Origin of the sequence: Pseudomonas sp. 3JA (assembly GCF_036961705.1) — a bacterium.
Lineage (GTDB): Bacteria > Pseudomonadota > Gammaproteobacteria > Pseudomonadales > Pseudomonadaceae > Aquipseudomonas > Aquipseudomonas fluorescens_Q.
In genome coordinates this window covers 192,136-216,169 of record NZ_JBAMDJ010000004.1, presented here as the reverse complement: position 1 = coordinate 216,169, position 24,034 = coordinate 192,136, and the positions used below count along the sequence as shown (strand labels likewise).

Sequence of the window (24,034 nt, the reverse complement as noted above, 5' to 3'; positions counted from 1 at the left end):
TGGCAACCATCCAGAGCCTGCTTACGGCGCCCTGAAAGGTTGAATGACCTAACAATAATAATGGGGGAAAGGTCTATGAATGAGCCTGTCATGGCTGTGGGCCGCAGCCGGCCGCCGATGCTGCGCAGAGTGGCGTTGCTGGCTTCGGCGCTCTCGCTGCTGGGCTCTGCGGTGTTGTCGGCACCGGTGATGGCTGTTGCGGCGTCGACGTCCGATGTCATCTATTCCGTCGAATCGGCCAAGGCCAGCAAAACCCTGATGCTCGATGTGGTCCACGCCGGCCAGCGCCTGGTGGCGGTCGGTGATCGGGGGCACATTGTCTATTCAGACGATCAGGGCAAGTCCTGGACCCAGGCCAAGGTGCCGACTCGTCAACTGCTCACGGCGGTATTTTTCGTCGATGACAAACACGGCTGGGCCGTGGGGCACGACGCGCAGATCCTCGCCAGCGATGACGGTGGCAGCACCTGGACCAAGCAATTCGAAGACCTTACCCGCGAAGCACCGCTGCTGGACGTCTGGTTCAAGGATGCCAACAACGGTTTCGCCGTGGGTGCCTACGGCGCACTGCTGGAAACCACCGACGGCGGCAAGCACTGGGAAGACGCCAGCGACCGCCTCGAAAACGAAGACCAGTTCCACCTCAATGCGATAGCCGCCGTGAAAGATGCCGGGCTGTTCATTGTCGGCGAGGCTGGCAGCATGTTCCGTTCCGCCGACTGGGGCCAGACCTGGGAAAAGGTCGAAGGCCCTTATGAAGGCTCGCTGTTCGGGGTCATCGGCACCGCCCGGCCTTCGACGCTGCTGGCCTATGGCTTGCGCGGCAACCTTTATCGTTCCACTGACTTCGGCGGCACTTGGGATCAGATCGAGCTCAAGGCCGCGCGCGGTGCCCTGGAGTTCGGCCTGTCAGGCGCCACGCTGCTGGCGGATGGTTCCATCGTGATTGTCGGCAACGGCGGCAGCGTCGTGCGCAGCACCGACGACGGCGAGACCTTCAGCGTGTTCAATCGCCCGGATCGAATTTCCGTGGCAGCCGTCACGACCGCCGGCAACGGCAACCTGATCCTGGCGGGGCAAGGCGGCGTACGCGCCACCACGTCCACCGGCGCCGAACTGAGCAAATGAGTCACGCCTGCAAGACGGGCACAAAAACAAGAAGGCGGACCCCATGAGCAGTCATCACCAAGACAAGGCGACGTTTCTCGAACGCCTGATTTTCAACAACCGCCCGGCAGTGATCATCATTTGCCTGCTGGTCAGCATTTTCCTGTTCTGGCAGGCCACGCTGATCCGGCCGTCCACCAGTTTCGAAAAAATGATCCCCCTCGAGCACCCCTTCATCCAGAAGATGCTTGAGCATCGCAATGACCTGGCGAACCTGGGCAACACGGTGCGCATTTCCGTGGAGGCCACCAACGGCGATATTTTCTCCAAGGAATACATGGAGACCCTGCGCCAGATCCATGACGAAGTCTTCTACATCTCCGGCGTCGATCGTTCCGGACTGAAGTCGTTGTGGAGCCCAAGCGTGCGCTGGACCGAAGTGACGGAGGAGGGCTTCGCTGGCGGTGAGGTGATTCCCCAGAGCTATAACGGTTCGGCCGACAGCCTCGACCTGCTGCGCAACAATGTGCTCAAGTCCGGCCAGGTCGGGCGCCTGGTGGCCAACGATTTCAAGTCGAGCATCATCGACATCCCGCTGCTGGAGTCCTATCCCGACCCGCAGGACCAAGGCAAATTGCTCGCCCTCGACTACCGGAAATTTTCCCACGAGCTTGAAGACAAGATCCGCAACAAGTTCGAAGCCCAGAACCCCAACGTGCAGATCCATATCGTCGGTTTCGCCAAGAAAGTCGGCGACCTGATCGATGGCCTGGTCATGGTGGTGCTGTTCTTCGGCGTGGCCTTCGTCATCACCCTGATCCTGCTTTACTGGTTCACCAACTGCATGCGCAGTACCGTTGCGGTGTTGACCACCACCCTGGTGGCCGTGGTCTGGCAACTGGGGCTGATGCATGCGGCCGGTTTCGGCCTCGATCCGTACTCGATGCTGGTGCCATTCCTGATCTTCGCCATCGGCATTTCCCATGGCGTGCAGAAAATCAACGGCATCGCCTTGCAGTCCAGCGAGGCGGACAACGCCCTGACAGCGGCGCGGCGCACCTTCCGGCAATTGTTCCTGCCGGGAATGATCGCGATCCTGGCGGACGCCGTCGGCTTCATCACCTTGCTGATCATCGACATCGGCGTGATCCGCGAACTGGCCATTGGCGCCTCCATCGGCGTGGCGGTGATTGTGTTCACCAACCTGATCCTGCTGCCGGTGGCGATCTCCTACGCCGGCATCAGCAAGCGTGCGGTCGAGCGCAGCAAGAAAGACGCGACCCGTGAGCATCCGTTCTGGCGCCTGTTGTCGAATTTCGCCAGCGCCAAAGTCGCCCCGGTGTCCATTGCCCTGGCCCTGATCGCCTTCGGCGGCGGCCTCTGGTACAGCCAGAACCTGAAGATCGGCGACCTGGACCAGGGGGCGCCGGAACTGCGTCCGGACTCGCGCTACAACCAGGACAACAACTTCATCATCAGCAATTACTCCACCAGCTCCGACGTACTGGTGGTGATGGTCAAGACCAAGGCCGAAGGCTGCTCGCGCTATGAAGCCATGGCCCCCATCGATGAGCTGATGTGGAAGATGCAGAACACCGAGGGCGTGCAGTCGGCGATTTCCCTGGTGACCGTGTCCAAGCAAATGATCAAGGGCATGAACGAGGGCAACCTGAAATGGGAGACCTTGTCGCGCAACCCTGACGTGCTGAACAACTCCATTGCCCGGGCCGATGGCCTGTACAACAACAGCTGCTCCCTGGCGCCGGTGCTGGTGTTCCTCAACGACCACAAGGCCGAGACGTTGGACCGGGCGGTGAAGGCGGTGCAGGACTTCGCCAAGGACAACAACCGCGACGGCCTGGAGTTCATCCTTGCCGCCGGTAACGCGGGTATTGAAGCGGCCACCAATGAAGTGATCAAGGCGTCGGAACTGACCATCCTGGTCCTGGTGTACATCTGCGTGGCGACCATGTGCATGATCACCTTCCGTTCCTGGGCGGCGACGTTGTGCATCGTGCTGCCGCTGGTGCTGACCTCGGTGCTGGGCAACGCCCTGATGGCATTCATGGGCATCGGCGTGAAGGTCGCGACCTTGCCAGTGGTGGCACTGGGCGTGGGCATCGGCGTGGACTACGGCATCTACATCTACAGCCGCCTGGAAAGTTTCCTGCGGGCCGGGTTGCCGTTGCAGGAGGCTTACTACCAGACACTGAAATCCACCGGCAAGGCGGTGCTGTTCACCGGTTTGTGCCTGGCCATTGGTGTGTGCACCTGGATCTTCTCGGCCATCAAGTTCCAGGCGGACATGGGGTTGATGCTGACGTTCATGCTGCTGTGGAACATGTTCGGCGCGCTGTGGTTGCTGCCGGCGCTGGCACGCTTCCTGATCAAGCCGGAGAAACTGGCGGGGCAGAAGGGCAATTCGTTGTTTGCCCACTGACTGCCGGCTGAATGGCAATGCTGCAACCTTGAGACTATCCGCTCAAGGGGCTTGGAATGATCTGTGGCGAGGGAGCTTGCTCCCGCTGGGCTGCGAAGCAGCCCCCAAACCAGGCGCCTCGGTGTAACGGGCTGAATGCTTCCAGGCTTTTTTGGGGCTGCTGCGCAGCCCAGCGGGAGCAAGCTCCCTCGCCACGGGGTTTGTGTTTGGCGATGGGCTGGGTGAATCAGGCAGTTCGATCCACTGGTCTCACGTGAGCAGCGTCTTGCCCTTTCACCGCGATCAGGGCGCCAACGGCAAGAATTTGCTTTGTGCCAACGGCCTGCCGATCTGTCCTCGATGCACATTCACCACTGCGTAAGGGCTTTTAGCCTTGGCCAGCATTGAATGGTAGTGCTCCTTGCGCTGTTCCTTGGTTTTCAAATGCGCGACGCTAAAGTCAGCCTTTGGCGTGTCGGCGGTTTCGTAATGAAAATGCGCGTACCAGAGCGGCCAGCCGTCCCGGTCATTGATGGCGTACTCCTGGAGGAAATCCTTGCGCTCTCCTTTCAAGGCTATGCGTTCGCCGAGCCTCGCGACTTGCACCAGGTTTTTCTCGAACAGGTAGCGAAGGTTGCTGTCGGTGGGAGGCAGTTTCAGACTCAATTCGGTGCGCAGTTCACTGCCTCGGGTGGTCAGACGCGAAACAGCGTTTGACAGCTGCTCGGTCAGTGTCTGATCGGCTGCGGTGCGCGGGTTTTTCGAGGCCGTGAAGGCTCTTTCGAGTTCTTCGGACAGTTTGCGGTAGCGACTCGCCTCATTGCTCAGGATTTCCTCGATTTCCTGAGGGAAGCGGCACTGGGTTTTATAGCGCTCGGCGTTCGCCAGACTGTTGTCCAGTTGCCCGAGCAGCTTTCGTGCATCGGCCTTGATCGCTTTGACCGAGCGTGTGCGGGGGGCCGGGGCCGGTCGTTGGACCTCGACGAGGTCCCAGACGTCGTCGTGTTGCGAATAGGTGGCGAGCAACTTGTCGTCGACTTCTGAGCGCAGCTCGACGACCTCGATCGGCAGCGACGTGCCAGCCGGCTTCAAGTCACCGATCAACACGCCGCTCTTGCGCGTCTTGATCACCTTTTTCTGCGGGCGTCCGGCCGCTGTCCTGCTGCGTTTGGGTGGGCGCTTGCGCGGCTCTGGCTCGGGCTTTATCTCGGCGGCCAGCTTCGTGGACGCCTCTTCATAAAGACCCTCGACCAGCCTGAACAGCCTGCCGAAATAGGACGTGTCCATGTCAGCGGCATTGAGGGCTTTCATGCCCTGCATGGCATCGAGTGCCGCGCCATAGTGTTCGACCAGGCTTTCCAAGACCTCGATCTGTTCCGATGGGGTCAGCTCGTAGGTGCTCAGGTCGGACTGGGAACGTGCCTGCTCCATCAACAGCTTGGTGACGCTGTGCAGGTTCTCGGGAAGATTGGAGTCGGGATCCTTGAATATCAGTGACGCCAGCGTAGGCAGTTGCAGGGCCTTGGTGGCCAATGCCGTTCGTTCACCCAATGGACGGTCCTGGGTCAGGCGTTCGAACACTTGCGCACCGGCGGCACCCAGGTTCAACAGCGCTTCCAGGTAACGATCCCTGAGTTCCAGCCAATAGATCGAGCGATCGTTGATGTCACTCAAGGCGTCCAGGTAGTTGAAATAGTCGAGAACGTTGCCAGCGACATTCGCTTGCAGGGTCGAATAATCTTGCGTGAATTGGCCATAGGCGGCGTCCAGCGCCGTCAGCTCGAATTCGTTGATCAAGAAGCCCTTGCGGGCGTTGTTGACCACGTTCTCCATCAAGGTACGAATGATGGCGGGGGGGAGATGCATATCGAGGCTGGCATATTCGGTCATGTTGTCCAGCAGCTTCAGATAGCTGTCAGTCTGCTCCTCAAGCAGCTTGTAGAACCGCGCCCGCTTGTCCGCGCGTTGCGCCTCGGTAAAGTTGCCTGCCTGGGTCCTGGTCATGACTTCCTGGGCGGTGTCCAGAGCGCGTTGCCGATCGACCTCGTCCTTGTAATAACTCTTCAGAAGCTCGCTCAGTTCGGCCGCGCGTTGGGTCTTGATGTCCCGCAGTTTGGCCAGGCGCTTGGGCGGCATGCCCCCACGCAGGCGCAGACGCAGGTCGATGGACCAGTTGCCGCGGGCATCCGCTTGCAATACGGGACCGTTCTGGGCCGGATCCCGCGGGGCGAGCGGGTTGACGATGATCGCGCTGCCGTCCGATTCCGGGGTCACCTGATACATTTTTCCATCCACCAGGGCGTGCCAGGTGTTTCGAATGACGTACAGGCCCGTGTAGGGGCCGTATTTTGTCGGCTCGGGCAGGGACGCCGGGCGGCTTACCTCAAAGCGCTGCAGGCGGGCGAGTTGCTCCGCTGTCAGCCGGCGGCGGGCGCTGGCGAAACTGAGGTCAAGGCTTGCGCCGCTGTCCCCGAAGCGTTCCCCTGGTAAGGCCACCGACCCTTCATGAATGCTCGGCGGCGCGGGTGCGGGCCACTGCTCCGGGATGATGCGCGGCGCGGGAGGGCGCATCGCCTGTTCCTTGAGCGATTCGGGCAAGGGGGCATGAGGCGGCGCACTGATGGAGGGGAATTGAATCAGGAGCATGCCGAGGTTGAGCAGCAGATCGACGGCGGCGAGTTCTCGCGTCACCGCGTCTTCGCTGCTCAGCGACGGAATGTCCTGACTGGCGCTGGCCATCAGGTTCCATAGCCAGGCCGTGGCCATGGCTGGGCCGCGTAGCAAGGGCAAGAGCAGCGTATTGAACAGCAGGCTGCCGCCATGCAGCAGAACGGCCCAACGGCTTTCGCTGTTGGAAACCGAATCCCGGTCGGCCTGGGTGACCAGGGCCCGCGCGTTGCTGCCATAGAGGTATTGCATCAGCTCGCCGTTGCGCAGGAACTGCCGCAGCTCGTCGTTGACACTGTCGACCGCCAGGGTGGCCGGGGCTGGCTTCTCGGGCAGGCTGAATTCATCGCCCTGGTAGAAGCGCACGATATGGGGCTCCTGGAAGCCGCCATTGGCATAGATCGGGCGGGCGGCGTCGGACATCCAGGCCAGGACACTCTGCTGCAGGTCTCCGGGGGCGACGATGGCTTGCAGCAAGGCTTGGCGCGTCGGGTATTGCTGCAGCGAAGGCGTATAGAGCGGGCGATACAGCATATGCGGGCCCGTCGCGACATCCTCCGGCTCAATGATGAACATGTTCGTCACGGTATCGGGGTGGGCTTCGGGCTTGCGCAGGAACGCCAGGTGGCGAATGACGACGGGGCGGCCTGCGACCTGCTGCTCATCGGCGTCGGGCTTGAGGAGGGCTTCGATCAGCGCCAGGCCTTGGCGGGTCATGCCGTTTTCCTGGTTGAGCATCTGCTTGAGGGCGTCCAGCGGCAACTGGGCGGGCATCTCTTCGGCGAACATGCGCTGGCGCTCGTGGGTTCGAGGCCCATCGTCCAGCAGGTTTTGTTGCAGGTAACGTGGGTAGGTCGTGCCGATATCCACCTGTTCGATCAAGCCGCCCTTGCGGGTGATGAAGTCCGCCGTCAGCCACACCGGCAGCGCCAGGCCCCGGCGATGAGTGAGCACCGGATCCACGCCAGGTCGGGCGACGAGGTTGTTGATCGCCAGTTCGGTCAGGCTCATCGTTCTTTTTTCGACGATGCCGATGGTTCCGGGATAGCCCGCCGCCGCGCTGAAGGTCAGCTCCACATCGTCGGGCTGGTATTGGTTGGCTTGCGCCTTCGCCGGACTGCTGTCGTTGGCTTGTCCCATGCACTTGAGCAAGGCGTCGGCGGCAAAGGCCTTGATGTCCTGGATATCACTGAGAAAGGTGCGCCCCTGGTTGCGTTTCTTGGCGCTGGCCAAGGCGAGGCTGTATTGCTGGATTTTCGTCCTGTCGAGGACCGACGCCTGCCTCAACCAGTCGGGGATCAGGGGCGCGATCCGCGCCGACGTTACCGGCATCGGGCGCGGAGCGTCGAGCAGATAGCGGGCAGGGTCGCTCAACTCGTTATAGAGCGCCTGGAGGTCGGGCAGGCCAATGCGCGCGGGCAACTGCACGGCCTGCAGGTCGGCCAGTTGCTGCTCCAGGATCAGGGCCGCCTGGGTCTCGAAGGCATTGCCACTGATCTCGTTACGCTGGCAGGTGACGCTGTCGACGATGTACTGGCTGGCGATCAGCGCGCCCCAGTGCTGAGTGAACGCTTCCAGGGAGTCAAAGACCTGGACCGCACCCGCAGGGCTGCAAAGCAGCAAGAGCGTCGCGTTGTTCTTGCACTGGATCAACAGGATGTCGCTGCTGGTCAACAGACTGCTGGAGCCGTCCCGAGTGAGTCGGGTCTCCAGGCTGTAGGCATAGACGGCCGATTGGCCGTGGCGCCGAAAGCGTTGTTCCCGATCGGGCCATTGGACAATCTGGCCCAGGGCTTCCCGGGCCTGCCCAGTGAGGTCCTGTTGTTGCAGGCTGCGGATCTGCGCAAGGTTGCGCAGTACCTCGCTGAGCCACTGCCAACGGCTGGTGCCGTCCTGCCTGTCGTCCTGCGGAGCGGTGTCGATGTTGGCGTTCCAATAGCGAGTCAGCGCGTCCTCCAGTCCGATGGGTACGGTCCAGGGCAATTCGAGCAGCAGTTTTTCAATGACCTTCATTTCGAGTTTCCCGTCATCTGGCGCAAGAAGGCGCGGTGGCGAGTCGGACAGGAAACTGCGACGCCCATTGCGATCCTCGAACGCCACGGGGGTGCCCAGCGCCAGGTAATCGAGGACGCGAGGCATGAAGGGTTCAAGCAAGTAGCCGCGAGAGGCCGGATCGGGCGTCGCCAGTCGAGTCTTGGAAAGATCGAAGACCAGCGTGGGGTACTTTTCCTGGATGGCTTGTTCAAGCATGCGTTGTGCGAACTGCTCGAAGGTCGGACGACTGGAAAATTGCAGGCTGACGCTTTGTGCAAGCGCAGAAGGGCTGTCAACCGGGGAGGATGAGGTCATGAGAAATCCTTTTCATGGGCGTTGGAAATGACGCCGGAAAAGTATCGACCTCTGGGCTCGCGCGGGCGGTATATAGATACCGCCGCGGCGGCTGGAATGTGTGCCAGGCCACGGATGGGCCGGGCTAGATATCAGGAAGGATCGGCGCCCAACACCACGTTCAGGGCACTGCGGGCATCGTCCAGTTGCACCAGGGTGGCATGGCGCGCACCGAGGGCATCGCGGTTTTCGATGGCGGTGAGGATCGCCTTGTGCCGTGGCATCGCCAGCTCATGGAGGTTAGGCCGCTGGTTGGAATGCTTGAGCGCTTCGGCGATGGCGACCGACAACATGTTGCACAGGTTGGCGAGCAGGTCGTTGTGGGTGGCGTCGGCGATGCGGCTGTGGAAGTCCAGGTCCGGCTGGAGCACGGCCTCGGGGGTCGGTGCCGCTTCCATGCGCTGGTAGGCCTCGCGGATGGAAGCGATGTCGTCCTCGGTGGCGAACTGGGCGGCGAGGGCCGCGGCGGCCGGCTCGATGATGCTGCGTACGCTGGTCAGCAGGTTGAAGAATTCATTCTGCGGGCTGCTCTGCATCAGCCAATGCAGCACATCCGGATCGAGCATATGCCACTCCCGCCGGGCCTTGACCACCGTGCCCACCCGCGGTCGCGAATACACCAGGCCCTTGGCGACCAGCACGCGGGTGGCCTCGCGCAGCACCGGACGGCTGACCGCGTACTCTTCGCACAACAAGGCTTCGGCGGGCAGTTTATCGTCCGGTTTGAAGCGCCCGGAAACGATCTGCATGCCCAGTTCCTGGACGATGCGCGCGTGCATGCTCTTGCGGTCGGAGGGTTTACGGTAATCCATGGGATGCGGCGCGATCCTGTGCGAGGGGGTGCTGCGCATGATAGCAGGCGCGGCGGATATTCATCAGGCCAAACCCTGAGGCGAGGAAGAGCTTGTGTGGCGAGGGAGCTTGCTCCCGCTGGAGTGCGAAGCGCTCCCAAAAATCTGAAAGCCCGCACATCATTTTTGCATAAGTCCGCCGCTTTTGGGCCTGCTTCGCAGTCCAGCGGGAGCAAGCTCCCTCGCCACAGTCGGTGTGACAGCCAACTTTGATGTTGTCTGTTACACCGCTATCGCGAGCAAGCTCAGCTCCCACAAAAGCTCGCTCCCACAGGGGGATGGATGGGGTCAGTGGGAATGACGCGGCACCTCGGCCCCACGGCAACCGACCAGGAAGTCGAAGTCACAGCCCTGGTCGGCCTGCAACACATGGTCGATGTACAGCTGGCGGTAGCCGCCCACCAGCAGTTGTTGCGGGGGGATGATGTCGGCCAGGCGGGCGGCGAGTTCGGCGTCCGGGATGTCCAGGTGCAGACGCCCGCTGGCGCAATCGAGCTCGATCCAGTCACCTTCCTTCACCGCCGCCAGGGGCCCGCCGGCAGCGGCTTCCGGTGCCACGTGCAAGACCACGGTGCCGTAGGCGGTGCCGCTCATCCGCGCATCGGAAATCCGCACCATATCCGTAACGCCTTGGGCCAGCAGCTTGGCCGGCAAGCCCATGTTGCCGACTTCGGCCATGCCCGGATAACCCTTGGGCCCGCAGTTTTTCATCACCAGGATCGAGCTGGCGTCTACGTCCAGTTCCGGGTCGTTGATCCGGGCCTTGTACTCGTCGAAGTTCTCGAACACCACGGCGCGACCGCGATGCTGCATCAGTTCGGCGGTGGCGGCGGACGGCTTGAGTACCGCTCCCAATGGCGCCAGGTTGCCGCGCAGCACGCAAATACCGCCGTCGGCCCGGATCGGGTTGTCCAGGGTGCGGATGACTTCGTCCTGGCCGTAGATCGGTGCGTCCTTGGTGTTCTCGCCGATGCTCTTGCCGTTGACGGTCAGGGCATTCGGGTTAGGGATCAGGTTGGCCTCGCCGAGACGCCGCAGCACGGCGGGCAGGCCGCCAGCGTAGTAGAACTCCTCCATCAAAAAGCGCCCGGACGGTTGCAAGTCGACGATGGTCGGCATGCCGCGACCGATGCGGGTCCAGTCGTCCAGGTCCAGTTGCACGCCGATGCGTCCGGCGATGGCCTTGAGGTGGATCACCGCGTTGGTGGAGCCGCCGATGGCCGCGTTGACCCGGATGGCGTTTTCGAAGGCTTCCTTGGTCAGGATCTTCGACAGCTTGAGGTCTTCGCGGACCATTTCCACGGCGCGCATGCCGGACATATGGGCCAGCACATAACGCCGTGCATCCACCGCCGGAATGGCCGCGTTGTGCGGCAGCGACGTGCCGAGGGCTTCGGCCATGCAAGCCATGGTCGAGGCGGTGCCCATGGTGTTGCAGGTGCCGGCCGAACGGGACATGCCGCCCTCGGCCGCGAGGAAGTCGTCGATGGTGATGGTGCCGGCCTTGACCTGTTCGCTCAATTGCCAGACGACGGTGCCGGAGCCAATGTCCTGGCCTTTGTGCTTGCCGTTGAGCATCGGCCCGCCGGTGACGACGATAGCCGGCACGTCGCAACTGGCGGCGCCCATCAGCAACGCAGGGGTGGTCTTGTCGCAACCGGTGAGCAGCACGACGCCGTCAATCGGGTTGCCGCGAATCGCTTCTTCCACGTCCATGCTCGCCAGGTTGCGGGTCAGCATGGCGGTGGGGCGAAGGTTCGATTCGCCGTTGGAGAACACCGGGAATTCCACCGGGAAGCCTCCGGCTTCGATCACGCCGCGCTTGACGTGCTCGGCGATCTGCCGGAAGTGCGCGTTGCACGGCGTCAGCTCCGACCAGGTGTTGCAGATGCCGATGATCGGCTTGCCGTGGAACTGATGGTCGGCGATGCCCTGATTTTTCATCCAGCTGCGGTACATGAAGCCGTTTTTGTCGGCGGTGCCAAACCATTGGGCCGAGCGCAGGGAGGGTTTCTTATCAGACATGATCGATTCTCTTATTGTATGACTATATTGTTCTAGCGTGAGCGTAACATAAGCGCAATTTACGCGGTTTGGAAGTGTTGTTGGGTAAATAGTATTACTATATAGTCCGATTCAACGGAGGGATTGTCCTGGCGGTCATTCGCGAGAGAAATCCCCCGAGGTTCCATAACAACAACAATCGGAGACCGGTCCCATGAGCCAGGAATTGCGGCTTATTCGTCGCATCACGCTGAAACTGATTCCCTTCCTGATCCTGCTGTACCTGATCGCCTACGTGGACCGCTCTGCCGTGGGCTTTGCCAAGCTGCACATGGGCGCCGACCTCGGCATCGGCGACGCCGCCTACGGCCTGGGTGCAGGGCTGTTTTTCATTGGTTATTTCCTGCTGGAGATCCCCAGCAACCTGATGCTGGAACGCTACGGCGCCCGGCGCTGGTTCGCCCGGATCATGATCACGTGGGGCGCCATCACCATCGGCATGGCGTTCGTACAAGGCCCGCATAGCTTCTATGTGATGCGCTTTTTGCTCGGCGCGGCCGAGGCCGGGTTCTTCCCGGGCGTGCTGTACTACATCACCCAGTGGTTCCCGGTGCGCCATCGCGGCAAGATCCTGGGCCTGTTCATTCTGTCCCAACCTATTGCAATGATGATCACCGGCCCGGTGTCCGGCGGTTTGCTGGGCATGGACGGGATCCTGGGCCTGCACGGCTGGCAGTGGCTGTTCATCGTCATCGGCCTGCCGGCGGTGCTGTTGACCTGGCCGGTACTGCGTTACTTGCCGGACGGCCCGCAACAAGTGAAATGGATGGACCAGGCCGAGAAGGACTGGCTGACCGGTGAACTGAAAAAAGACCTGCAGGAATACGGCCAGACCCGCCACGGCAACCCGCTGCACGCCCTGAAGGACAAGCGGGTCTTGCTGCTGGCGCTGTTCTACCTACCTGTCACTTTGAGCATCTACGGCCTGGGCCTGTGGTTGCCGACGCTGATCAAGCAGTTCGGCGGCAGCGACCTGGTGACCGGCTTCGTGTCGTCGGTGCCGTACATCTTCGGCATCATCGGTTTGCTGATCATTCCTCGCAGCTCCGATCGCTTGAACGACCGCTACGGTCATCTGGCCGTGCTCTATGTATTGGGCGCCATTGGCCTGTTCCTCAGTGCCTGGCTGTCGGTGCCGGTGTTGCAACTGGCGGCGCTGTGCCTGGTGGCGTTCGCGCTGTTTTCCTGCACGGCGGTGTTCTGGACCTTGCCTGGGCGTTTCTTCGCCGGAGCCAGTGCGGCGGCGGGTATTGCGCTGATCAACTCGGTGGGCAACCTGGGTGGCTACATCGGGCCGTTCGTGATCGGCGCGCTGAAGGAGTACACCGGTAACCTGGCTTCGGGGCTGTATTTCCTGTCCTGTGTGATGCTGTTCGGCCTGGTATTGACTGGGGTGGTGTATCGGTTGCTGGAGCGCAAGCACGTGCTGCCGGCGGATCAGTTCGCGGCCAGTGCCCGGGGAGCGACGCGTACCTGAGGTCACAGCGAGCGCGCTCTTGTGGCGAGGGAGCTTGCTCCCGCTGGGGTGCGAAGCGCCCCCCAATATCAGGCGCCGAGTTTATTCAGGCAAAACACAATCGCCTGTTTTGCGACTGCTGCGCAGTCGAGCGGGAGCAAGCTCCCTCGCCACAAGAGCTTGCAAGAGGGCCCCACAGTTCACTGCATATTCATGTTTTGTTTCACAGGAGAAAATTCATGCGTTTAGTTCAGTTCGAATTGCCTAACGGCGAACGCCGCGTCGGTGTGGTCGAGGGCGATCAGGTGCGGGAAGTGCAGGGCGCCGCTAGCGTGCGCGACCTGGCGCTGGCGGCCATCGAGGCGGGCGTGAAGCTTGAAGAGCAGGTCGACAGCCTGGGCCTGGGCGCCGGTCATGATTACGCACAGATGCTCGCTGAGCTGCGCATCCTGCCCCCGTTGGACCACCCGGACCCGGCGCACCTGTTGGTCAGCGGTACCGGCCTGACCCACCTGGGCAGCGCCTCGGCCCGGGACAAGATGCACCAGCAGGCTGGCGACGAAAGCGCCATGACCGACACCATGCGCATCTTCAAATGGGGCGTGGAGGGCGGTAAACCCCAGGCTGGGCAGGCCGGCGTGCAGCCAGAGTGGTTCTACAAGGGTGACGGCAGCATTGTGGTCCGTCCGGGCCATCCGTTCCCGCTGCCGCCCTTTGCCGAAGACGCTGGCGAAGAGCCGGAAATCAGCGGCCTGTATGTCATCGGTCACGACGGCAAGCCCTATCGCCTGGGCTTCGCAGTGGGTAACGAGTTCTCCGATCATGTCATGGAACGCAAGAATTACCTGTACCTGGCCCACTCGAAATTGCGCAGCTGCAGTTTTGGTCCGGAACTTCGCGTCGGTGAGCTGCCTCAACATCTTTCCGGGACCAGTCGTATCCTGCGCAATGGCGAAGTGCTGTGGCAGAACGAATTCCTCAGCGGCGAGGCGAACATGTGCCACAGCCTCGAAAACCTGGAGTTCCATCACTTCAAGTACAGTCAGTTCCTGCGCCCTGGGGACGTGCACGTTCACTTCTTCGGCACCGCGACCCTGTCGTTCGCCGACGGCATCCGCACCCAGCCGGGGGATGTGTTCGAAATCAGCCAGGCTGAATTCGGCGCGCCGCTGGTCAACGGCATTGCCCCGGTGGACGCGGTGTTCAACCCGGGTACTATCGGCACACTTTAAAAGGAGACTTGCGATGAACCAGATCCTTGGCCACAACTACATCGGCGGGGCGCGCAGCGCGACCGGCCAGACTCGCCTGCAAAGCGTCGACGCCAGCACCGGCGAGGCCTTGCCCCATGATTTCATCCAGGCCACGGCCGAAGAAGTCGATGCTGCCGCCAAGGCCGCGGCTGCGGCTTATCCGGCCTACCGGAGCCTGAGCGCCGTGCGCCGGGCCGAGTTCCTGGAGGCCATTGCCGATGAACTGGACGCCTTGGGCGATGAATTCGTGGCCGTGGTCTGCCGTGAAACCGCGTTGCCGGCGGCGCGGATCCAGGGCGAGCGCGGTCGCACCAGCGGCCAGATGCGCCTGTTCGCCAAGGTTCTGCGTCGTGGCGATTTCTACGGTGCGCGTATCGACCGCGCCTTGCCGGAACGCACGCCGTTGCCACGTCCGGACCTGCGGCAGTACCGCATCGGCCTGGGGCCGGTGGCGGTGTTCGGTGCCAGTAACTTTCCTCTGGCATTTTCCACCGCCGGTGGCGACACGGCGTCGGCCCTGGCGGCCGGTTGCCCGGTGGTGTTCAAGGCCCACAGCGGCCACATGGCGACCGCCGAGCACGTGGCCGATGCGATCATCCGCGCGGCGGAAAAGACCGCGATGCCGGCAGGCGTGTTCAACATGATCTACGGCGGTGGCGTTGGCGAGTGGCTGGTCAAGCATCCGGCGATCCAGGCCGTGGGTTTCACCGGTTCCCTCAAGGGCGGGCGTGCCCTGTGCGACATGGCGGCCGCACGGCCCCAGCCGATCCCGGTGTTTGCCGAGATGTCGAGCATCAACCCGGTAATCGTCTTGCCCCAAGCCCTGGAAAACCGCGCCGAGAGCGTCGCGCGCGACTTGACCGCTTCGGTGGTGCAGGGCTGCGGTCAGTTCTGTACCAACCCGGGCCTGGTGATCGGCATTCGTTCGCCGCAGTTCACCGCCTTCACCCAGCAAGTGGCCGCGTTGATCGGCGACCAGGCGCCCCAGACCATGCTCAATGCCGGCACGCTGCAAAGCTACGGCAAGGGCCTGCAGAAATTGCTGGCTCACCCGGGCATCGAGCATTTGGCCGGGCGCGAGCAGCAGGGCAACCAGGCCCAGCCGCAGCTGTTCAAGGCCGATGCCAGCCTGCTGATAAACGGTGACGAGGCGCTGCAGGAAGAAGTGTTCGGCCCGACCACGGTGTTTGTCGAAGTCGCCGATCAGGCGCAACTGACCGCTGCGCTGAACGGTCTGCACGGCCAGTTGACCGCGACGATCATCGGCGAGCCGGCGGATTTCGAACGGTTCAGCGAATTGACGCCGCTGCTGGAACAGAAGGTCGGTCGTATCCTGCTCAACGGTTATCCGACGGGGGTCGAGGTGTGTGATTCGATGGTGCACGGCGGGCCTTATCCGGCGACGTCCGATGCCCGGGGTACGTCGGTGGGCACATTGGCGATCGATCGCTTCCTGCGCCCGGTGTGCTTCCAGAACTATCCCGACAGCCTGCTGCCGGAGCCGCTGAAGAATGCCAACCCGCTGGGGATTCTGCGGTTGGTGGATGGCGTGCCGGGGCGCGAGGCGGTCTGATCGCAGTGGGGCAGTTGCATTGAGGTTTGATGGACTGCCACCATCGCGAGCAAGCTCGCTCCCACCATTAGGATTTCAGTGAATACAAATCTCGTGTTCACAAAAGGTCCATTGTGGGAGCGAGCTTGCTCGCGATGGCGATTGTCCAGTCAACCTCGCTTCTGAAGTGATGGCCCAAGGTCCACTAGCACATTGGGTTATCATGGCTGCTTTCCCAACGACCGACTGATCACCATGACTGCCGTAACCGCCCCCCTGCTGCAAGCCCTCGAAGCCTGCGACATGCTGATTATCGACGGGCTGCACGCGTTCGATTTCTCCCTCGACGAGCAGGACCAATTGCACGTCGAGTGCATGAACGGCCGTACCCTCGAGCACTGGCGTTTCACGCCGGCGCAAATGGAGGCCGCGACGTTCGACAAGGCCTCGAATCACTGGATCATCACCAGTGACTCCGGCGACCACCATCTGGAATGCGTGGAAGCCACCAGCGGCCACAATGATGAGGACGACGAACATGAAGATGCGTAGTCTCTGGCCGTTGCTGATGGCCGGCAGCCTGGGCGCGATGGGTGTCCAGGCAGACACCGATGAACGCCATCAACTGCTGGTGGGTTCCTACACCGCCGGCCAGAGCCAGGGCATCTACCGGTTGCAATTCGACAGCCGCACCGGCCAGCTCGATGCCAACCCGTTGCAAGTGATCAAGACAGACAACCCGTCGTGGCTGACCCTTTCCAAGGACATGACCCGGCTGTTCGTGGTCAATGAAAACGGGCCGGGCCAGAAAGACCCGGTGGGCAAGGTCAGCAGCTACGCCATTGACCCGAAGACCCATGAACTGAGCCTGATCAATCAGGTGCAGTCCCTGGGCAACGAGCCGACCCATTCCAGCCTCAGCGGTGATGGCCGGCATTTGCTGGTCAGTAACTACTCGGTGATGGAAGACCCGGGCGGCACCCTGGCGGTGTTGCCGGTGGGCGCCGATGGCAAGCTGGCGCCGGTGGTGCAGTTGAGCAGTCATCAGCCGAGCAAGGTCAACCCCGAGCGGCAGATGTCGGCTCACGTCCACGCCGCAGTGTCCTCGCCCGATGGCAAGTACGTGTTCGCCAACGACCTGGGGGCGGACAAGGTATTCATCTACCGCTACGACCCCAAGGCCAATCCAGAGCTACCGTTGACCGCTGCCGATCCAGCCTTCGTGCAGTTGCCACCCGGCAGCGGCCCGCGTCACCTGCTGTTCAGCGCTGACGGCAAGCACGCCTGGCTGACCATGGAAATGAGCGCGCAAGTGGCGGTGTTCGACTATCAGGACGGCCGATTGACCCAGCGTCAACGGGTCGACCTGGCCGCCGGCAAACCCCAGCCGGGCAGGGCGGCGGCTGCGCTGCATGCGTCCAGGGATGGCAAGTTCCTCTACGTCAGCAACCGTGGCACCACCAACGAAGTGCTGGTGTTCGCTATCGACCCGGCCGCTGGTACGCTCAAAGAGCTGCAGCGGCGCTCGGTCGAAGGCGATCATCCACGGGAGTTCAGCCTCGACCCGAGTGGAAGATTCCTGCTGATTGCCAACCAGAAGAGCAACCAGATCGTGGTGATCGAGCGCGATCCGAAGACCGGCCTGCTGGGTAAAACCGTGCAGAAAATGCCGATGGATGCGCCCAGCGATTTGAAATTCATGGTCCGTCAATAGACCACAGGCCCCGTTTTTCGGGGCCTGCGCCGTTGTATCAACGAGACTGATATTCGCAAGTGATGTAAAGCATTTCAACGCAGGACGCCTCGGCGCGTAAGTTTGCTTCACGGCCCAACCGGGCAAGTCAGCCAACTGAATCCGAGGTCTACCGCCATGAATCTGAATCTCTTCTCCGTGATCGCCGCTTCCGCCATCTCTGCCACCGTGGCGCTGCCCGCCAGTGCCAGCGTCGAGATCAGCGACAAGAAAAATCGCACCCAGAGCTATACCGAGAAATACCTGCAACAAAGTGCCAATTTCTATGCGGCGCTGGACCACAAGACCCAACACTGAAATAGCGCGCAACGACTGAAGCCTGCGATCTTTTCATCTTCACTGACCCCCAGGTGCAAGAGAAAAGATCGCAGGCTTCGTCGTTTCTGGAAAAACCAGCTGTAATATCATTTGGCCATGTGTTTAAATTTGACGCTGACAAATTGACTCCTTCGCAGATAAGGATGGACACCATGGCGATGCGTCTGGCAGTGATGCTGCTGTTTCTCTACTCCACGCCGATAGTCTCGGCGGCGCAGCCGGATTCCGGCGAGTTGGAAGTGGCGCGTGAGCGATTATTGAGTCTGCTGAGCGACTGATCGGATCGGCAACAATCGGGTTGCAGGATTGCCTTTGTGGCGAGGGAGCTTGCTCCCGCTGGGCCGCGCAGCGCCCCTAGAACCCGGCGACGCGGTGGATCAGGTTGATTGAGTGAAGCTTGAGAGGGGCTGCTGCGCAGCCCAGCGGGAGCAAGCTCCCTCGCCACAAAAGCATCCCGGTCGACCAACCGATTTGCTCTTGAAACCGACACTGATTCGAGGCATTCCCTTAACCCGCGCCGAGCCCAATTCCCTGTGGCGAGGGAGCTTGCTCCCGCTGGGGCGCGAAGCGGCCCTAAAACCCGGCAACGCGGTGGGTCAGGTTGATTAGTGGTCCTTGAGGGGGGGCTGCTGCGCAGCCCAGCGGGAGCAAGCTCCCTCGCCACAAGGGCTGTGTGCAGCCGTTATTTGGCCATGATCGCCACGAACAGCTCGGACGCCAGGAACCGTTGCAACCAGTCCCGTAGCCGAGGATAAGGCGCCTGGGTGAACCACTCGCGGTCGACATGGGCGAACTGACGCACGAATGGCATCAGCGCCACATCGGCCAGGCTCAGGTGATCGGCCACCAGGAATGGCCGCGCTTCAAGCAGCGTTTCCAGCCGCCCCAGGAACACCTCGCCCTCGGCCCGATAATGCTCCACCGGCTGTTCAGGATGACGCTCGGGGTACTTGTAGCGGTTCAGGTGAAGCTTGAACCGATGGTCGTTTTCCTCGATCAACGCTGCCGCCAATGTCTGGCCTTCGGGATCATCCAGCAACCGCCAGTCTTGCGGATCATGCCGGGCCAAGGCCCAGGCCATGATCTCCAGGCTTTCATCGATCACCCGGCCATCGACCTGCAGCACCGGCACCGTGCCTTTGCTGGAGAGTGCGAGCATCTCGGCGGGCTTGGCCTTCAGGCTGACTTCGACAATCGCCACCTCGACCGCGCTGTAGCGCAAGGCCATGCGTGCTCGCATCGCGTAGGGGCAGCGGCGGAAGGAATAGAGCGTGGCGTGGCTCATTTCACCTCCACGGTGCTCAAGCCGTTGCCTTGGCGACGGACCTGAATCTGCACCGGAATCCGCTCGTGCATTTCCTGCACGTGGGAAATCACCGCGACCTTGCGGCCCTGGGCCTGCAGGCCGTCGAGAGCGTCCATCGCCAGTTGCAGCGACTCGGGGTCGAGGCTGCCGAAGCCTTCGTCGATGAACAGCGATTCGATCTTCAGTGTGCTGGACGCCATCGAGGCCAGGCCCAAGGCCAAGGCGAGGGAGACCAGGAAGGTTTCGCCGCCGGACAACGAATGTACCGAGCGCAGTTCATCGCCCATTTCCGTGTCCATCACCAGCAGCCCGAGCATGCTGCCGCCACGCTTGAGCCGATAGCGGCGTACCAGTTGCCGCAGTTGGGCATTGGCGTGGTGCACCAGCAAGTCGAGGTTGTAGGCCTGGGCCAGCTTGCGGAAGCGGTCGCCGGTGGCCGAACCGATCAATGCGTCCAGCCGTGCCCAACGCTGGTATTCGATATAGGCCTGTTCGATCTGCTGGGCTAGGGCCTGGTTGGCGTTCTGCCGGCGCTGGTCCTCGGCTTGTTCGGCGCGCAGTTCGGCACAGCGCTGTTCACTGGCGGTGAACTGGCCTTGCAGCTCGGTGAGGGCTTCGGCCAATTGTTCCGGCAACAGGTTGCCGTTGTGTTGGGCCTGATGGTTTTGCAGGCGCTGCTCGCGTTCGGTGAGCAGGACGCGGGCCTGCTCGATGGCTTTTTCGCTGTTGAGCAAGCGCTGGCGCAACTGGCTGACGTGTTGGTCGTCCAGGCCGAGTAGGGCCTCGAGGGCGGCATCGTCCAGTTCCGGATGGTTGGTGCGCCATTGCGCGATACCGGCGGCCAGCGCCTGGCGTTCGAGGTCCAGGGATTGGGCCTGTTCCTGTCGGGCCTTGAGTTCGGCGGCCAGTTGCACCAGGTCGTTGCGCAATTGCTGCAACTGCTGATTGGCCGTCGCCTCGGCATCCCGCGTCTGTTCCAGGCGCTGGTCGAGTTGTTGCTGCCACTGTTCGGCGCTGGTGTGCTCGCCGAGCAGTTGCGTGAGTTGCTGCTGGCTGGTCTGTTGTTGCTCGTTCAGGGCGCTGAATTGCAGGCGGGCCGCTTCCAGTTGCTGGAGGCGGGTCTGCTGGCGGTCCTGCTCTTTCTCCAGGGTCTGCTGGCGCTGGAGCTGTTCGCTCAGTTCGTCGCGCTGCTGTTCCAATTGCTCCAGGCGCTGGGCGATATGCTGGTCGAGCTGCATGAACGTGGCGGCCGGCTCGGTGCGCAGGGCCTGCAAGGTGTCGGCCGGCAACAGGGCGCTGAAGTGGCTCAACTCATCGTCCAGGCGTTGGCGATCGCGGGACAGTTCCTGCTGCTGGTTGCCCAGGTGTTGTGACGCCTGTTGGCTGGCTGCCTCGGCTTCACGCAGTCGCTGCGCCATGCGCGCGGCGTCTTGCTGCAGGGTCAGCAGGGTGGTTTGCCGTTGTTCGTCCTGGCTGATGCGCAGGTTCAGTTGGCTGTTTTGCTGGGTCAGCCAGGCGTCGCGCTTGTTCGCTTCCTGGGCCAGCAGTTGCGCCGACAACGGGTGGGCTTCAAGGCTGGGTGCCAGGCCCTGTTGCTGGCTGGCGAGCTGTTCCTGCTGCTGTTTGAGTTCCTTGAGCTGGGCGATGACCCCGCTGTATTGCGCCCGCAGGTCGACGACTTTTTCATTGAGCAGGTCGACGGCCTTGCGGGCGTTGGCCTCTTCGGTTTCATCGAAGCGCCCGAGGTTTTCCAGCAGGGCTTCGGGCTGATGATAAGGATGCTCGACACTGCCACACACGGGGCAGGGCTGTTCATCCTGCAACTGTGCGCGCAGCTGCTCGACACTTTCGCTACGGGCCAGGCGCTGGCGCTCCAGCAGCTCGCGAGTAACGGTCAGGGTCTGTTCGGCGATGGTCAGTTCGGCCTTGGCTTCGCCGCCCTCGCGCATCAGCCGGTCACGTTCCTGCAACGCTCGTTGCTGGCGTTGTTCAAGCTCGGCGCCACGTTTGTCCAGCTCTTGCTGACTGGCCCACAGCCGGGTCAGGTCTTCGAAGGCGCGCAGTTGCTTGCGGTTGTCTTGCAGCAGGGTGCCGAGCAACTGGATCTGTTCGGCCACGGCCTCCGGCTCGGCGCCGGCTTCCTTGTAGAGCACTTCAAGGTCTTGTCGGCGGGTGGCCAGTTCCTCGGCGGCGCGGGTGGCGTTTTGTTCCAGTGTGGCGAGTTCGGCCTGGCCCTGGTTCAGGCGATTACCGATCAGCATCAGTTGTTGGAGGCGATCGCGATAGGCGTTCCAGGCATCGCTCAGCGGGGCCAGGTGCGTGCTTTGTTCCAGCGCGTCGGCGATGCGCTGCAAACGCTCGGCCACCTGCCTTTGCTGCTCGAGCAAGGTGTCGATGGTGCGCTGGCCTTCGGTGCAGGCCTGCTGTGCTTGTGCCTGGCGCTCGGCGCTGAGGCTCGCGTCTTGGGCCAGGCGGGCGAGGGTGCTCTGCTCGCCGAAGGCCTGACGCAGCAATGGCGCACTGTCGATGCTTTGCTGACGGGCGCTGGCCAGCGCTTGTTGCGCATCGTCCAAGGCCTTTTCCAGTTCGGCTTGTTGGGCGTGCAGGTCGATCTGCTGCTGGGTGAGTTGCCGGATCTGCGCCGCCAGGGGCTCGAGCTGCCGGTTCAGTTCCGTCTGACGAATGAACTGATGCCGCTGGGGCGCCAGTTGTTCCAGGCGAGTCAGTTTCAGACGTTCGTCTGCCAGCGCGTTCCAATCGGCCTGGGCCTGTTGCAGTTGATCGGCGGCGCTGCTCTGTTCGTCCTGCAACTGGCGCAGGTCCTTGAGCCAGGTGTGTTGTTGTTCCAGCTGCTTGAGTTGGGCCTGTTGGGCCTTGAGTTGCAGTTGCGCTTCGTTGAAGCGCAGGTCCAACTCGGCCCGGGCCTCGGGAGCGAGCGGCGTAACGCCAGTGGCCTGGTCCTGTAACTGCTTGTGGTTTTCCTTGGCTTGCTTGGCCTTGTCGAAGGCGCGGCGCCCGAGGCGGGTGTAGAGGGCGGTGTCGGTGAGTTTTTCCAGCAGTTCGCTGCGATCGTTGTCATCGGCCTTGAGGAACGCGCTGAACTCGCTCTGGGCCAGCAGCACGGCACGGGTGAACTGTTCGAAGTTCAGGCCCAGGGCCGTTTCGAGCTGGGTCTTGTATTCGCCTTTCTGGCTCGCCAGCAGTTGATCGTTGTCCAGGTCCCGCAGGCTCTGGCGGCTGGCTTGCAACTTGCCGCCGGCCTTTTCCCGGGCGCGATTGGCTTCCCAGCGGGCCCGATAGCGGCGTCCGTCGATGCCGCGAAAATCCACTTCGGCATAACCATCGCCGGTACCACGGCGCAACAGTGTGCGCGGATCGCCCGTGGCAATTTCGCCATCGACGTCCGGCACCTTGGCGTCGCGACCGGTGTTGTTGAGGCGCGGCACGGCGCCAAACAGCGCCAGGCACAGGGCGTCGAGCAATGTGCTCTTGCCGGCGCCCGTGGGGCCGGTAATGGCGAACAGGCCGGCGCTGGCCAAGGGTTCGGCGGTGAAATCGATTTCAAACGGCCCGGCCAGGGACGCCAGGTTCTTGAGGCGGATCGCGAGGATCTTCATGGCTGCTCGCTCTCCATCTGCACGTCTTGCAACAGCACGGCAAAGTCCTTGAGGGTCTGTTCGTCCACGTCGTTGCCGTAGGTGTCCTGCCAGGCGCGGCTGAACAACTCCTGTGGGCTGAGTTGATCCAGCTCCACCAGCGCGCTGCCATCATCGGCACTGCCGGCGCCGCCGTTGCCGGCGTACTCGGCGGCGATCCGCACCAGGCGCACGGCCTTGCCTTGCAGTGCGGTCTCCACTTGGTGACGCAGGTCCGGCTGCGGTTCGTCGAGGCGTACCCGCACTTCCAACCAGGGTTGGCGCTGGACATCGGCCAGCAGGTCGATGTCGGGCAGGTCCTTGAGTTGCACCAGCAGATCGGCCAATGGCGCCGGGCCCAGGCGTTGCAGGTTGACGGCCCGTGGGATCAGGCGCGGCTCGACCTTGACCAGCGCCTCGCCGTCGAGGGTGATGTCGAGGATCTGATGCTGATAGCCGATCTCCGAAAATGACAGCGGGATCGGTGAACCGCTGTAGCGGATGCGCTCTTCACCGTTGACCTTCTGCGGTTTGTGCAAATGGCCGAGGGCGACGTAGCTGATGTTCGGGCCGAACAGGCTGGCGGGCAGGGCCTCGGCGTTGCCGATGATCAGGCTGCGCTCGGAATCCTCGGACACCGAGCCGCCGGCCATATGGGCATGACTGATGGCGATCAGCGCCTGGCCTTTCTTGCGCTTGCTATTGGCCGCGGCGATCAGCCACTCATGGACCTGGCCGATGCCTCGCAGGTAGTCGTCGCCCAGCTGTGCGCCAGTGACTTCGGCGGGGCGCAGGAACGGCAGGGCCAGGCACCACGCCTTGACCTTGCCTTTGGCATCGGGCAACGGCAACAACAGGCGCTCGACGTCCAGTTGACCGTCGTCCAGCCACAGCACCCGGCCCAGGGCATGGGTGCGCAGGCGTCGCATCAGCGGCGCAGGCAGTTCGATACGCGAGCCGGAGTCGTGGTTGCCGGCGATCATCACGATGGTCAGGTTGGCGTTTTGTTCATGGGCGCTGACGATGAAGTCGTAGAGCCGTTCCTGGGCTTTGACCGGCGGATTCACGGTGTCGAAGATATCGCCGGCAATCAGCAGTACATCGGGTTTTTCGCCGGCTAGCTGGCGCAGTAGCCAGTCGAGGAAACACGCGTGTTCGAAGTCGCGCTCCTGGCCGTGGAGGTTTTGCCCCAGGTGCCAGTCGGAGGTGTGAAACAGACGCAAGGTGTACTCCAGGAAACAGATGATGGCCGCGTGAAGAGGGGC

The 24,034-nt window shown here is 62.4% G+C and carries 15 protein-coding genes; 9 read left to right on the top strand and 6 right to left on the bottom strand.

The window, feature by feature from the left end; genetic code table 11:
- The first annotated feature begins 75 nt into the window (after positions 1 to 75).
- Together V7773_RS04995 and V7773_RS04990 are read left to right on the top strand one after the other, a co-directional pair.
- Entirely contained in the window at positions 76 to 1,128 is a 1,053-nt protein-coding gene (locus tag V7773_RS04995; RefSeq protein ID WP_336072518.1) for a WD40/YVTN/BNR-like repeat-containing protein, read from the top strand.
- 43 nt (positions 1,129 to 1,171) lie between these two features.
- Positions 1,172 to 3,547 carry an efflux RND transporter permease subunit gene (locus V7773_RS04990; RefSeq protein ID WP_336072517.1) on the top strand — a complete coding sequence of 792 codons (2,376 nt, stop codon included), beginning with the start codon at positions 1,172 to 1,174 and terminating at the stop codon, positions 3,545 to 3,547.
- A 282-nt stretch (positions 3,548 to 3,829) separates the two neighbouring features.
- Here the strand turns inward: V7773_RS04990 and V7773_RS04985 are convergent, their stop codons facing one another.
- From V7773_RS04985 to V7773_RS04975, 3 genes are all read right to left on the bottom strand, one after another.
- On the bottom strand, positions 3,830 to 8,542 hold the full coding sequence (locus tag V7773_RS04985; RefSeq protein ID WP_336072516.1) for a dermonecrotic toxin domain-containing protein: 4,713 nt from the start codon (positions 8,540 to 8,542) through the stop codon (positions 3,830 to 3,832).
- A gap of 131 nt (positions 8,543 to 8,673) precedes the next feature.
- Positions 8,674 to 9,393 carry a FadR/GntR family transcriptional regulator gene (locus V7773_RS04980; RefSeq protein ID WP_336072515.1) on the bottom strand — a complete coding sequence of 240 codons (720 nt, stop codon included), beginning with the start codon at positions 9,391 to 9,393 and terminating at the stop codon, positions 8,674 to 8,676.
- Positions 9,394 to 9,720: 327 nt separating this feature from the next.
- Positions 9,721 to 11,457: an IlvD/Edd family dehydratase gene (locus tag V7773_RS04975; RefSeq protein ID WP_336072514.1), complete on the bottom strand. Its 1,737-nt coding sequence runs from the start codon at positions 11,455 to 11,457 to the stop codon at positions 9,721 to 9,723.
- Positions 11,458 to 11,650: 193 nt separating this feature from the next.
- Here V7773_RS04975 and V7773_RS04970 point away from each other — a divergent pair, with 193 nt between their 5' ends.
- The 7 genes from V7773_RS04970 (at position 11,651) to V7773_RS04940 (ending at position 18,106) form a co-directional block, all read left to right on the top strand.
- Positions 11,651 to 12,973 (top strand): MFS transporter, encoded by a 1,323-nt coding sequence (locus V7773_RS04970; RefSeq protein ID WP_092145923.1) that lies wholly within the window; start codon positions 11,651 to 11,653, stop codon positions 12,971 to 12,973.
- A gap of 218 nt (positions 12,974 to 13,191) precedes the next feature.
- Positions 13,192 to 14,184: an AraD1 family protein gene (gene araD1, locus V7773_RS04965; RefSeq protein ID WP_336072513.1), complete on the top strand. Its 993-nt coding sequence runs from the start codon at positions 13,192 to 13,194 to the stop codon at positions 14,182 to 14,184.
- Between the two features lie 13 nt (positions 14,185 to 14,197).
- Positions 14,198 to 15,778: an aldehyde dehydrogenase (NADP(+)) gene (locus V7773_RS04960; RefSeq protein WP_336072512.1), complete on the top strand. Its 1,581-nt coding sequence runs from the start codon at positions 14,198 to 14,200 to the stop codon at positions 15,776 to 15,778.
- Between the two features lie 234 nt (positions 15,779 to 16,012).
- On the top strand, positions 16,013 to 16,309 hold the full coding sequence (locus V7773_RS04955; protein ID WP_336072511.1) for a DUF5629 family protein: 297 nt from the start codon (positions 16,013 to 16,015) through the stop codon (positions 16,307 to 16,309).
- Complete coding sequence (locus tag V7773_RS04950; RefSeq protein ID WP_336072510.1) at positions 16,296 to 17,471, top strand: lactonase family protein; 1,176 nt, start codon at positions 16,296 to 16,298, stop codon at positions 17,469 to 17,471. The genes V7773_RS04955 and V7773_RS04950 overlap by 14 nt, the downstream gene beginning before the upstream one ends.
- A gap of 156 nt (positions 17,472 to 17,627) precedes the next feature.
- On the top strand, positions 17,628 to 17,807 hold the full coding sequence (locus V7773_RS04945; RefSeq protein WP_003202673.1) for a hypothetical protein: 180 nt from the start codon (positions 17,628 to 17,630) through the stop codon (positions 17,805 to 17,807).
- 173 nt (positions 17,808 to 17,980) lie between these two features.
- Entirely contained in the window at positions 17,981 to 18,106 is a 126-nt protein-coding gene (locus V7773_RS04940) for a hypothetical protein (protein WP_003180680.1), read from the top strand.
- Between the two features lie 404 nt (positions 18,107 to 18,510).
- Here the strand turns inward: V7773_RS04940 and V7773_RS04935 are convergent, their stop codons facing one another.
- From V7773_RS04935 to V7773_RS04925, 3 genes are read right to left on the bottom strand one after another with little or no spacing between them, the layout of a single operon-like run.
- Positions 18,511 to 19,113, bottom strand: coding sequence for a glutathione S-transferase (locus V7773_RS04935; protein ID WP_063320759.1), 603 nt, complete (start codon positions 19,111 to 19,113; stop codon positions 18,511 to 18,513).
- On the bottom strand, positions 19,110 to 22,751 hold the full coding sequence (locus V7773_RS04930; protein WP_336072509.1) for an SbcC/MukB-like Walker B domain-containing protein: 3,642 nt from the start codon (positions 22,749 to 22,751) through the stop codon (positions 19,110 to 19,112). Before V7773_RS04930 ends, V7773_RS04935 begins: the two co-directional genes overlap by 4 nt.
- The gene (locus tag V7773_RS04925) at positions 22,748 to 23,992 is read right to left on the bottom strand and encodes an exonuclease SbcCD subunit D C-terminal domain-containing protein (RefSeq protein WP_336072508.1); all 1,245 of its coding nucleotides are present in this window, start codon (positions 23,990 to 23,992) and stop codon (positions 22,748 to 22,750) included. The genes V7773_RS04930 and V7773_RS04925 overlap by 4 nt, the downstream gene beginning before the upstream one ends.
- Between the last annotated feature and the right edge of the window lie 42 nt (positions 23,993 to 24,034).